At 64.4% G+C, this 12,011-nt stretch carries 11 protein-coding genes; 5 read left to right on the plus strand and 6 right to left on the minus strand.

Going from position 1 to position 12,011, the window contains the following annotated elements:
- The first annotated feature begins 60 nt into the window (after positions 1–60).
- Entirely contained in the window at positions 61–432 is a 372-nt protein-coding gene (locus QCM77_RS02085) for a winged helix-turn-helix transcriptional regulator (RefSeq protein ID WP_027518927.1), read from the plus strand.
- Between the two features lie 4 nt (positions 433–436).
- Here the strand turns inward: QCM77_RS02085 and QCM77_RS02090 are convergent, their stop codons facing one another.
- The gene (locus QCM77_RS02090; RefSeq protein WP_279660618.1) at positions 437–850 is read right to left on the minus strand and encodes a flagellar assembly protein FliX; all 414 of its coding nucleotides are present in this window, start codon (positions 848–850) and stop codon (positions 437–439) included.
- A gap of 270 nt (positions 851–1,120) precedes the next feature.
- On the opposite strand from QCM77_RS02090, the gene QCM77_RS02095 reads away from it, so the two are divergent.
- From QCM77_RS02095 to QCM77_RS02110, 4 genes are all read left to right on the plus strand, one after another.
- Entirely contained in the window at positions 1,121–2,245 is a 1,125-nt protein-coding gene (locus QCM77_RS02095) for a flagellar basal body P-ring protein FlgI (RefSeq protein WP_279681728.1), read from the plus strand.
- Positions 2,245–2,610 carry a flagellar assembly peptidoglycan hydrolase FlgJ gene (gene flgJ / locus QCM77_RS02100; RefSeq protein ID WP_279660616.1) on the plus strand — a complete coding sequence of 122 codons (366 nt, stop codon included), beginning with the start codon at positions 2,245–2,247 and terminating at the stop codon, positions 2,608–2,610. Before QCM77_RS02095 ends, flgJ begins: the two co-directional genes overlap by 1 nt.
- Positions 2,611–2,621: 11 nt before the next feature.
- Positions 2,622–3,119: a hypothetical protein gene (locus QCM77_RS02105; protein WP_279681729.1), complete on the plus strand. Its 498-nt coding sequence runs from the start codon at positions 2,622–2,624 to the stop codon at positions 3,117–3,119.
- Positions 3,120–3,278: 159 nt separating this feature from the next.
- Positions 3,279–3,638: a hypothetical protein gene (locus tag QCM77_RS02110; protein WP_279660614.1), complete on the plus strand. Its 360-nt coding sequence runs from the start codon at positions 3,279–3,281 to the stop codon at positions 3,636–3,638.
- Positions 3,639–3,641: 3 nt separating this feature from the next.
- Here QCM77_RS02110 and QCM77_RS02115 read toward each other — a convergent pair whose 3' ends face one another.
- The 5 genes from QCM77_RS02115 to QCM77_RS02135 form a co-directional block, all read right to left on the minus strand.
- On the minus strand, positions 3,642–3,788 hold the full coding sequence (locus QCM77_RS02115) for a hypothetical protein (protein ID WP_279681730.1): 147 nt from the start codon (positions 3,786–3,788) through the stop codon (positions 3,642–3,644).
- An 82-nt stretch (positions 3,789–3,870) separates the two neighbouring features.
- The gene (gene flaF / locus QCM77_RS02120) at positions 3,871–4,239 is read right to left on the minus strand and encodes a flagellar biosynthesis regulator FlaF (protein ID WP_279660612.1); all 369 of its coding nucleotides are present in this window, start codon (positions 4,237–4,239) and stop codon (positions 3,871–3,873) included.
- A gap of 290 nt (positions 4,240–4,529) precedes the next feature.
- Complete coding sequence (locus QCM77_RS02125) at positions 4,530–6,821, minus strand: DUF1522 domain-containing protein (protein WP_279681732.1); 2,292 nt, start codon at positions 6,819–6,821, stop codon at positions 4,530–4,532.
- A gap of 214 nt (positions 6,822–7,035) precedes the next feature.
- Positions 7,036–9,324 carry a DUF1522 domain-containing protein gene (locus QCM77_RS02130; protein ID WP_279681734.1) on the minus strand — a complete coding sequence of 763 codons (2,289 nt, stop codon included), beginning with the start codon at positions 9,322–9,324 and terminating at the stop codon, positions 7,036–7,038.
- Positions 9,325–9,649: 325 nt separating this feature from the next.
- Positions 9,650–11,938, minus strand: coding sequence for a DUF1522 domain-containing protein (locus tag QCM77_RS02135; protein WP_279681736.1), 2,289 nt, complete (start codon positions 11,936–11,938; stop codon positions 9,650–9,652).
- Positions 11,939–12,011: the final 73 nt, after the last annotated feature.

Below are 12,011 nucleotides of genomic sequence, written 5' to 3' on the forward strand. Positions count from 1 at the left end.
CGGCAAGCGGAACCGGCGGGCGGGCCGGCAAGCGACCTGAACGGATCGGAGGACCCGACGATGAAGCCAGACGTCTATGCAGCGAACTGCCCCACGCGACAGATCCTCGACCGCGTCGGCGACAAATGGGCGGTGCTGATCCTGCTGCTGCTGCGCGAGGAGCCGATGCGCTTCAATCAGTTGCGCCGCACGATTGAAGGCATTTCACAGAAGATGCTGAGCCAGGTTCTCAAGTCGCTCGAACGCGACGGATTGATCAAGCGTCACGCCATCGCAACCGTGCCGGTGACCGTGGAATATTCGATCACGCAGCTTGGCGTGACGCTCGCCGCCGCTGTCGATCCGCTCCGGGATTGGGCCGAGCAAAATCTGAAAGACGTGCTCGCCGCCCAGCGCCGCTACGACGCGCAGTTGAAGGATGAAGCGGCGTAAGACGCTACGCCTGCCCGGCCTTGGCAAGCTCGACCTCGACGCGCAGCTCGATCTCGGACAGCACCGAATCGAGACCGGCATCGCCGGAGGACGATTTCAGGTTCGCCGCAGCGTCGCGCAGCCGCATCACGGTCGAGGCGTCGAGTTTGCCGGAGAGAAGCCCCATCTTGAGATCATCGAGCACGTCGAGCGCGGTCTTGCCGCGGACGACCGAGCGCTTGCGACGCTCAACCGGATCCTCCTCGATGCCCTGCAGCGCGAGCAGCCCGTCGATGTTGGCGGCGGCCTTCGGTGCGGCAGCGCCCCGCGTCTCCGGGGCCGACGAGGTGTCGGGCAGCATGAAGGTGCCGGAGCTCGTCCGCCTGGCCTGGCTGGCCGGCGTTCCAAGCGTGGTGCCGTTCGGTCCGTAGATGCGCATCGGAAGCAATCCGGGTGATCAATGCGCCACATTCGCCGTTTTATGGTTAACGACCCGTAAACAGCCCGGCAAAATCTGCCGACAGGCGGCAGTTTCGCTCCTCAGTGACAACACTGGCTGAGACCGGTGAAAACAGATTTATTCAACCTATTCAGGGACCTATCCCAGCTGCTCCGAGTTGGCACAGCGCTCGCAAGGACAGCGTCGGACCAGCTCGTCATGGGAGTGTCGTGATGGTCCTTCGATTTGAGGAGCCTCGGGGAGCAGAGGATGCCAGCCGTCCGTTGGGTGAGAATTGTGGGGGTGGCCTGCGCCGCGCTGTCGGCGCTGGTGCTCTCGGTCGCGTCTGCAAGCGCGACTTCGCGCATCAAGGATCTCGCCAACATCGAAGGCGTGCGGCAGAACCAGCTCATCGGCTACGGCCTGGTCGTCGGCCTCAACGGCACCGGCGACACCCTCAACAACATCCCCTTCACCAAGCAGTCGCTGCAGGCGATGCTCGAGCGCATGGGCGTCAACATCCGCGGCGCCACCATCCGCACCGGCAACGTCGCCGCCGTGATGGTGACAGGCAATCTGCCGGCCTTCGCCACCCAGGGCACGCGTATGGACGTCACCGTCTCCGCGCTCGGCGACGCCAAGAATCTCCAGGGCGGCACCCTGCTCGTCACCCCCCTCCTCGGCGCCGACGGCAACGTCTACTCGGTCGCACAGGGCTCGCTCGCGATCTCCGGCTTCCAGGCCGAGGGCGAAGCGGCGAAAATCGTGCGTGGCGTGCCGACCGTCGGGCGCATTGCCAACGGCGCCATCATCGAGCGCGAGATCGAGTTCGCCCTCAACCGCCTGCCGAACGTCCGCCTTGCGCTGCGCAACGCCGACTTCACCACGGCCAAGCGGATCGCTGCCGCGGTCAACGACTATCTCGGCGTCAAGACCGCCGAGCCGATCGACCCATCGACCGTGCAGCTTGCGATCCCGCCGGAGTTCAAGGGCAACGTCGTCGCCTTTCTCACCGAGATCGAGCAGCTCCAGGTCGATCCGGATCTCGCCGCCAAGATCATCATCGACGAACGCAGCGGCATCATCGTGATGGGACGCGACGTCCGCGTCGCCACCGTTGCAGTCGCACAGGGCAACCTCACCGTCACGATCTCCGAGAGCCCGCAGGTCAGCCAGCCCAATCCGCTGTCGCGGGGACGGACCGTGGTCGCGCCGCGCAGCAGCGTCAGTGTCACCGAGGACGGCAAGAAGTTCGCCGTCGTCAAGGACGGCGTCTCGCTTCAGCAGCTCGTCGACGGCCTCAACGGCCTCGGCATCGGCCCGCGCGATCTCATCAGCATCCTGCAGGCGATCAAGGCCGCCGGGGCGATCGAAGCCGACATCGAGGTGATATGATGCAGACCGGCATGGTCAACACCGCACGCGTCGCGAGCTCCGCCTTCTCGGTGGAGAGCCGCAACGGCCGGCCGGACTTCGATCTCGCCGCGGCACTGCAGAAGGTCCCGCCGAAGCAGCAGGCCAAGGCGCAGAAGACCGCCACCGATTTCGAGGCGATGTTCCTCAACAGCATGTTCTCGCAGATGACCTCGGGTCTGAAGGGCGAAGGCCCGTTCGGCGACACGCCGGGCACCGGCGTGTGGCGCTCGATGCTGACCGAGCAATATTCCAAGAACTTCGCCAGCGCTGGCGGCGTCGGCGTCGCCACCGAAATCTATCGCACCCTGATCATGCAGCAGGCGAAAACGATCCGCACGGCATAAGGTCAAACGAGATGAACCACTTCAACGCCTCGCGTCAGCCGGTACAAGCGCAGCGCCCGAACACCGCCCCCGGCAGCGCCGAGGCGCGCAAGATCGCCGAGCAGTTGATGGATGCGATGAGTGCCCTGCTCGGCCTGATCGAGCGCGAGACCGAGCTCGTGCGTGCCGGCCAGGTCCGCGAGGCGATGACCCTCGAGAGCAAGAAGCAGGAGCTGTCGCGAAACTATGTCGGCGCCGTCAGCCAGTTGAAGACGAACCAGGCCCAGCTCGCGAAATCCGCGCCCGAGCTGATCTCGACGCTGCATCGCCACCACGATGCATTCCGCGCGATGCTCCAGGTCAATCTCACCGTGCTCGCAACCGCTCACGCGGTCTCAGAGAGCGTCGTGCGCGGCGTCAATGCCGAGATCCAGAAGCGCAACGTGCCGAACACCTACACGGCCGCGGGGCGACGCGCCACTCCGGGCCCGCGCCACATCACCCCGCTCGCGGTCAGCCGCTCACTCTGAGCGCGCGCAAGAACAAGCGACAATTTTACGAAAAACCGCGCGGCAACATCGTCGCGCGGTTAGGCACGTTTGCTTACCGGATCTTCAATCCCGGTGTTCCAAGGTTGCGCATTGAGAGGGGTTGGGATTTGACTCACGCTAGGCAACCAGGAGGCTGCCATGAGTACAGATTTCAGCATCAGGCCGGTGGGGATCCCGGCCCCTGTGCAGATCGTAACGACGTCGAACGCGGCGGCGAACGAGGCCGTGCAAACTGATCTTCCGGCGAGCCAGACGGTCGCCGCGAGCGATACCAGCGCGCCGGTGCGTAACGATCTGCATGGCAGCGAGAACGTGTCACGCCAGGTCGTGTTCGACCAGGCGGCCGCGTCCTTCGTTTTCCAGGTCGTCAACGACAGGACCGACGCGGTGGTCAACCAGTTCCCCGACGAAGCGATGCTGCGCCGGCGGGCCTATTTCCATGCACTGGATTTGAAGTCCGAACCCTCGCGTCCGTCCAGCACCGACCGCAGCGCCTGACGATCAGGCGTCGAGCGTCGCAACGGCCGTGTCGAGATAGCTCGAGCCGGTCGCGGGATCGGTGACGACGTTCTTGATCTGCGCCTTGCAGCTATCCGTCAGCGTGCACTTGGTATTGCCGAAGCGGAACGAGCCGTCCTTGATCAGCACCTGCTGATATTGCGAGGTACAGGACGTTCGACTTATACGCGGTCGACATGATGCTCATGATGTCGGCCATGACAGGCTTCCATCACGGACGGCCGGACAGACCGGCGGCGATATTGCGGTTGATCTCGATCAGCGGACGGAAGTGATCGAACTGCGGGCTCATCTGCAGCGCGGCGGTCTGGCTCAGCACGAACACGCTGATGTTGGCGATCTTCTGCCGGACGTCGAGCGGCTGCGGATTGTTTTCGCGCATCGCCTCGCTCAGGAAAATCGTCCAGAGCTTGCGGTTGAACATCAGGGCCTGCATGGTCTGCTCGCTGAGCGGATTGGCGTTGTTCACCGCATCCTGGAGCTTGTTCGCGGCCTTGAGCAAGGTCTGCGCCTCGATGTCGCGAGGAGATGCGGTGGTCGTTGCAACACGCGCATAGGCCGAGGCAGCGGAATTCGACATCAATCACACCTTGGAGGTTTCCTAGCCCGTTGAATAGGCTTAAGGATTTCTTTCCCAACCCTAGGCAGCACCGCTTAAGATTTGCTTACGTGTGTGCTTGGAAGCACTCCGGATTATTACGGGTCTCGGAGCTCTTCGTCGTCGCGAAGCTAGATGCGCATGTGCACGCTGTAAACACGTCCCGCGTGTGCGCGTCGATCTCAGCTAATCCTGCCTTAGCGATCTCCATAAAATGAACGGCGGAGCGTTAGCCCCGCCGTGAAATCGATGAGCGATCTTGCGCCGCGAAATTAGCGAAGCAGCTGCAGCACGCTCTGTTGCGACTGGTTGGCCAGCGACAGCGCTGACACCGCGATCGACTGGCGGGTCGACAGCGCCTGGCTATTCGCCGCTTCCTCGTTGGTGTCGGCGAGCGTCAGGTTGGACGAGCCGGTCTGCAGAACGTTGATCAGGTTCTTGGAGAAATCCTGACGCACCTGCACGATCGACAGATTCGAACCGAGCGAGGAACCCTCGGAGCGCAGCGTGCTCGAGGCGGCATTCAGGCTGGCCAGCACCTTGTTGGTGGCACCATTGTCGATGAAGTCCGTGCCGGGAACGAGATTGCTGAGACCGAGGCCGGCCGCGTTGAACACGACGCCGTTGATGCCGAGCGTCGAGCTGCCGTTCTCGTTGAAGACCAGTTTCAGCGTATCGCCGTTGAGCAGGTTGACGCCGTTGAAGGACGAGTCCTGCGACGTCGTGTCGATCTGCGCCAGGATGTTGTTGAACTGACTGACCAGGCCGGAGCGCGCGGTCTGCGCGACGGGATCCTGAATCGGGGGCTGCGCGGTGGTAAAGGCCAGCACGCTGGTGAGCGTACCGCCGACCGTACCGCCGGCGGCAGTCGAGCCAAGGGTCGAGGACGCGTACTCGTTGACGGTGGTGACCGTCAGCACGCCGTTGGCATCGATCGTCGCCGTCAGGTGGTTGGCCTGAAGCTGCACATTGAGCTGGTCGAGGGTCTTGACGGTGCCGTTGGTGCCGTCGCCGAAGGTGACGTTCACCGGCGTGCCGCCGTTGAAGGAGGTGAAGGTCAGCGTCTTGCCGCTGACACCACCAACACCGGAGTTGCGCGCCGCGGCGAAAGCGGTTGCCGTTCCCGTATTGCCGCTGAGACCGAACGCGTTGAGCGCGTTGCCGGTGCCGGTGATCGACAGGTCGGCGTTGATGCCGGTGGAGAGCGCAAGCTGACCGCTGCTGTTGACCGACGAGGGGATCTGGCCCGCGGTGGTCGACAGGGTCGCCGCGCCGTTGAAGATGCTGGCGGTCTTGACGCCGGTGGCGAGGTCGATCGAGTTGAGCAGATCGGTGAGCGTCGCGCTCTGGATATAGACGGTCGAATTGCCGTTGCCGTCGGTGACGACGTTGCCGTTGACGCCACCGGAGATCACGCTGGCCGCCGACTGGGGCGTCTGGGCGTTCTTGAAGGTGATGGTGTGGCCGTCGATGTTCAGCGTCGAGCCGTCTTGAACGAGAGAGCCGAGCGAGCCGGCCGTCGTCGACCGATTTGCGGTCACGTTGGCATTGCCGGCGCCAGTCGCGGAAGTCAGACCGAGCGCCTTGAGGAAATCAGCCTTTCCAGTCACGCTTATATCGGCGCCGGTCGAGCTCTTCAGCGTAACCGCGCCGCCTCCCGAGATGGACGATGCCACCTGGAGCGTGCCGATCGGACCGGCCGAGCCGCTGACTGTGATGGTCGCGGCGCCGGCACTGATGGCCGCGGTCTTGACGCCGCTGGCGAGGTCGATCGCGCTGAGGACGTCGTTGACAGTCGCCCCGGGCGCAGCCGCCGTTCCCTCATAGACGATCGAATTGCCGTTACCGTCGGTGGCGATGTGTCCGCTGGGGTTGAGACCCCAGCCGGTCGGTTGCGTGCTCGGAGCAATGCCGGTGCGGAAAGTGATGGTCTTGCCGTTCACCGTGATGGTGTCGCCGTCCGCGGGCGCCGTGCTGAAGGTGGCGGATGCCGTGGTGCCGAGCAGCGTGGCGGTACCGGACAGCGCGGTGGTGCCGTCGGCGGCGATCGCTGCTGTGCCGGTAAAGGCGCCGGCGGTTGAGCCCAGCGAGGCGCCGAGCGCGGCGGTTCCCGTGACCGGGGTCACGCCACCGGGTGCGCCGGTATAGAGCACGTTGCTGTTGGCGGTCGCGCTCGCATAGGAGGTCGTGCCGCGCAGGTCGGCGGGCGTGGCACCGGGAATCGTGGTGGAGACGTTCGACTTGGTGGAATAGCCGACCGTGGTCTGCAGCGCCTGGTTGGCGATCGACTTGGCACTGTCGATCAGCTTCTGCAGCGAGGTGATGCCGGTATTGGCCGCCTGCAGCACCTGCACACCGTTATTGATGCCGTCGAGCAGGTTGCTGATGTCGCTCGCCCGGTTGTCCAGCCCCTGCGCTGTGAAGAAGTTGGTGGGATTGTCGAGCGCCGTGTTGACCTTCTTGCCGGTCGACAGCCGCTCCTGCGTCGTGGCCAGCAAGTCAGCCGTCGACTGCAGCGACAACAGGTTCTGGCGAACTGACGCCGAGAGAACGATGTTGGACATTGGCAGGTCTTCCTCTTGAACCGGATTCGAATCGGCCGCGCGGTCTGGAAAGCGGGCTTTTGTCCAGTCTTAGGGGGTCTCCTTTAAAGTATGGTTAACGCCAGTTTAAGCGATAGGGTTAATGGCCGATGAACGTCCCTGCCCGCCCCCGGACGCAAAAAAGCGGCGGGGCAAATGACCCCGCCGCTCTGGTTTATTTCGTAATGTCAGCTGCTTAGCGGAGCAGCTGAAGCACGCTCTGCTGCGACTGGTTGGCCAGCGACAGCGCGGAGACCGCGATCGACTGGCGGGTCGACAGCGCCTGGCTGTTGGCGGCCTCGACGTTGGTGTCGGCGAGGGTCAGGTTGGACGAGCCGGTCTGCAGCACGTTGATCAGGCTCTTGTTGAAGTCCTGACGCACCTGAACCACCGAGAGGTTCGAACCGAGCGCTGAGGCTTCCGAGCGCAGCGTGCTCGATGCGGCGTTCAGATTGGTCAGCACGCGGTTGGACGCGGCGTTGTCGATGAAGTCGACACCGACGGTCAAGGCGGCGAGGCCGAGACCCTTGGAGTTGTAGGTCACGCCGGTGATGTTGAGGCTCGACTTGCCGGTCTCGTCGAACACCAGCTTGAGCTGGTCGCCGTTCAGCAGGTTGACGCCGTTGAACGAGGAGTCCTGCGAGGTCGTGTCGATCTGGTTCAGGATGTTGTTGTACTGGCTGACCAGGTTCGCACGGGCCGTCTGTGCAACCGCATCCTGGACGGGGCTGGAAGCCGTCGAGAACGTCAGCGCCGAAGTGAGCGTGCCGCCGATCGCACCGCCGGCGGTCGTCGAACCGAGCGTCGAGGACGCGTAGTCGTTGGACGCCGTGATGGTCAGCCGGCCGTTGGCGTCGATCGTGGCAGCCAGGTTGTTGGCCAGAAGCTGCGTGTTGAGCTGGTCGAGCGTCTTGACCGTGCCGTTGGTGCCGTCGCCGAAGGTGACGTTGACCGCCGTGCCGCTGTTGAAGGCGGAGAAGGTCAAGGTCTTGCCGGCAATGCCGCCGATGCCGGAGGTGCGCGCCGCAGTGAACGCCGACGCGCTGCCGGTGTTGCCGGCCAGCCCGAACACATTCAACGCAGTGCCGGAGCCCGTGATCGAGAGGTCGGCATTGACGCCGGTCGAGAGTTTGAGCTGACCGGACGTATTGATCGTCGAGTTCGACTGGCCTGTCGCGGTCGCAAGCGTCGCGGTGCCGTTGGCGTTGATCGTCGCGGTCTGCACGCCGGTGGCAAGGTCGATCGCCTTCAACACGTCGGCAACCGTTCCGGCCTGCAGATAGACGGTCGAGTTGCCGTTGCCGTCGGTGAGGATGTTACCGGTGGAACCGAAGCCGCTCGGAACGCTCGGAGCACCGGTCGATCCCGGAATCGGCGCGTTCTTGAAGGTGATGACGTGACCGTCGACGTTCAGCGTCGAACCGTCGGCGATCGTCGCCCCCAGCGAGCCCGAGCTCGTGGTCCGGTTGACGCTGACGCTGGCATTGCCGGCACCCGTAGACGTCGTCAGCCCGAGCGCCTTGAGCAAATCGGCCTTGCCGGTGACGCTGAGATCCGCACCCGTCGAGCTCTTCAGCGTGACGGCGCCGCCGGCAGCGGTCGAGACGGCAGCACCTGGCTGGCTGGCGCTCACGGCGATCGTCGCGGCGCCCGCACTGATGGACACCGTCTTCACGCCGCTGGCGAGATCGATTGCGGACAACAGATCGTTGACGGTCGCAGCCGGGGCACCGGCGGTGCCGAGATAGACCGTGGTGTTGCCGCTGCCGTCGGTGACGAGATTGCCGCTGACGCCCGAGCCGGACGCAACCGCGGTCGACGCCGGCGCGGAGCCCGAGCGGAAGGTGATGGTCTTGCCGTTCACGGTCAGCGTGTCGCCGTCCGCAGGCTGGGCGTTGCCGGCCAGGCCGGTTGCAGTCGTGCCCGAGGTGGCGATCAGGGTGATGGTGCCGGTCAGGGCCGTCGTGCCGTCACCGGCCGTTGCGCCCGTGCTGGCAAAGGAGCCGATGGTAGCGCCGAGCGTCGTGGTGCCGCTCGCTGCCGTGGTGCCGCCGGCCGCGCCCGTATAGAGCACGTTGCTGGATGCAGTGGCGCTGGCAAAGGACGTCGTGCCGCGCAGGTCGGCGGCGGTCGCACCCGAGATCGTGGTGGAGACGTTGGACTTGGTCGAGTAGCCGACGGTGGTCTGCAGCGCCTGGTTGGCGATCGACTTCGCGCTGTCGATCAGCTTCTGCAGCGAGGTCAGGCCGGTGTTGGCGGCCTGCAGCACCTGCACGCCGTTGGCGATGCCGTCGAGCAGATTGTTGATGTCGCTGGCACGGTTGTCGAGCGACTGGGCCGTGAAGAAGTTGGTGGGATTGTCCAGGGCCGAATTGACGCTCTTGCCGGTCGACAGACGGTTCTGTGTGGTGGCGAGCAGATCAGCGGTGGACTGGAGAGACAGCAGGTTCTGACGAACCGACGCAGAGAGAACAATACCGGACATAACTCTTACCCTTCTGGTTTACGCGTCTTCGTTCGATCGCTTCGGATCGAGTGACGGGAACAGCGTGCCGCGACATGGCTAACAAAAGGTGAAACGAACATCGCCTGCGTAAGCGCGGGTTCACCATAAGCGCGGGGAAGGCGTGGGCGCGGCCGGTAATCAGGCTGAAATCATTGGCATTTATCCGCGCTTACTCTCCATTAACCATAACCGCTGGTTACTTTTTCAGGGCGCTGCGTCGCTGCCGAATGTCGAACGACAAAGGAAAAAAAGCGGCGGGGCCGAAGCCCCGCCGCCCTAGTCGTCTTAAGATGTCTTCCGCTTGTTAGCGGAGCAGCTGCAGCACGCTCTGCTGCGACTGGTTGGCCAGCGACAGCGCGGAGACCGCGATCGACTGGCGGGTCGACAGCGCCTGGCTGTTGGCCGCTTCGACGTTGGTGTCGGCCAGCGTCAGGTTGGACGAACCGGTCTGCAGCACGTTGATCAGGTTCTTGTTGAAGTCCTGACGAACCTGCACGATCGTCAGGTTCGAACCAAGGCTCGAGGCTTCCGAGCGCAGCGTGCTCGATGCCGTGTTCAAATTGGTCAGCACCTTGTTGGTGGCGGCGTTGTCGATGAAGTCGACACCACCGGTCAACGCAGCGAGGCCCAGACCCTTGGAGTTATAGGTCACGCCGGTGATGCTCAGGTTCGACTTGCCGGTCTCGTCGAACACCAGCTTGAGCTGGTCACCGTTCAACAAATTGACGCCGTTGAACGAGGAGTCCTGCGAGGTCGAGTCGATCTGCTGAAGGATGTTGTTGTACTGAGACACCAGGTTCGAACGCGACGTCTGCGCAACCGTGTCCTGGACGGGGCTGGAAGCCGTCGAGAACGTCAGCGCCGAAGTGAGCGTGCCGCCGATCGAACCACCTGCGGCGCTCGAACCGATGGTCGAGGACGCGTAGTCGTTGGTGGTCGAGACCGTCAGCAGGCCGTTGGCGTCGATCGTCGCGGTCAGGTTGTTGGCCTGAAGCTTCGAGTTGAGCTGGTCGAGCGTCTTGACCGAGCCGTTGGTGCCGTCGCCGAAGGTGACATTGACCGCCGTGCCGCCGTTGAAGGCGGAGAAGGTCAGGGTCTTGCCGGTGAGGCCGCCAACGCCCGAGGTCCGCGCCGCGGTGAACGCGGTCGCAGTGCCGGTGTTGCCGGCAAAGCCGAGCCCGTTCAGCGCATTGCCGGTGCCCGTGATCGACAGGTCGGCATTGACGCCGGTCGAGATCTTGAGCTGACCCGATGCGTTGATCGACGAGTTGGTCTGGCCGGTCGCAGTCGCAAGCGTCGCGGTGCCGTTGGCGTTGACCGTCGCGGTCTGCACGCCGGTGGCGAGGTCGATCGCCTTCAGCACGTCGTTGACCGTGCCGGCCTGCAGATAGACCGTCGAGTTGCCGGCGCCGTCGGTGAGGACGTTACCGCTCGCACCGTAACCGCTCGGCACGCTCGGAGCACCGGTCGAGCCCGGAATCGGCGCGTTCTTGAAGGTGATAACGTGACCGTCGACATTCAGCGTCGAACCGTCGGCGATCGTCGCCCCCAGCGAGCCCGAGCTCGTGGTCCGGTTGACGTTGACGGTGGCGTTGCCGCCGCCCACGGCCGTCGTCAGGGCGAGAGCCTTGAGCAGGTCGGCCTTGCCGGTGACGCTCAGATCCGCACCCGTCGAGCTCTTCAGCGTGACGGCGCCGCCAGCAGCGGTCGAGACGGCAGCACCTGGCTGGCTGGCGCTCACGGCGATCGTCGCAGCACCCGCGGTGATGGACACCGTCTTCACGCCGCTGGCGAGATCGATTGCGGACAACAGATCGTTGACGGTCGCAGCGGGGGCACCCGCGGTGCCGAGATAGACCGTGGTGTTGCCGCTGCCGTCGGTGACGAGATTGCCGCTGACGCCCGAGCCGGACGCAACCGCGGTCGACGCCGGCGCGGAACCCGAGCGGAAGGTGATGGTCTTGCCGTTCACGGTCAGCGTGTCGCCGTCCGCAGGCTGGGCGTTGCCGGCCAGGCCGGTTGCAGTCGTGCCCGAGGTGGCGATCAGGGTGATGGCGCCGGTCAGGGCCGTGGTGCCGTCACCGGCCGTTGCGCCAGTGCTGGCAAAGGAGCCGATGGTGGCGCCGAGGGTCGTGGTGCCGCTCGCCGCCGTGGTGCCGCCGGCCGCGCCGTTATACACGACGTTGCTGCTCGCGGTCGCGCTGGCGAAGCTCGTGGTGCCACGCAGGTCGGCCGCCGTCGCACCCGCGATCGAGGTGGAGACGTTGGACTTGGTGGAGTAGCCGACGGTGGTCTGCAGCGTCTGGTTGGCGATCGACTTGGCGCTGTCGATCAGCTTCTGCAGCGAGGTGATGCCGGTGTTGGCGGCCTGCAGCACCTGCACGCCGTTGGCGATGCCGTCGAGCAGATTGTTGATGTCGCTGGCGCGGTTGTCGAGCGACTGGGCGGTGAAGAAGTTGGTGGGATTGTCCAGGGCCGAATTGACGCTCTTGCCGGTCGACAGACGGCTCTGCGTGGTGGCGAGGAGGTCAGCGGTGGACTGGAGGGAGAGCAGGTTCTGACGAACCGACGAGGAGAGAACAATACCGGACATTGAGTGTTACCCTTCTGGTACGCAACGCAACAAACTTCGATTAGGATTAATCGATGCCGGGAAGGTGAACACA

The sequence above is a fragment of the Bradyrhizobium nivariense genome (genome assembly GCF_029846695.2).
GTDB lineage: Bacteria > Pseudomonadota > Alphaproteobacteria > Rhizobiales > Xanthobacteraceae > Bradyrhizobium.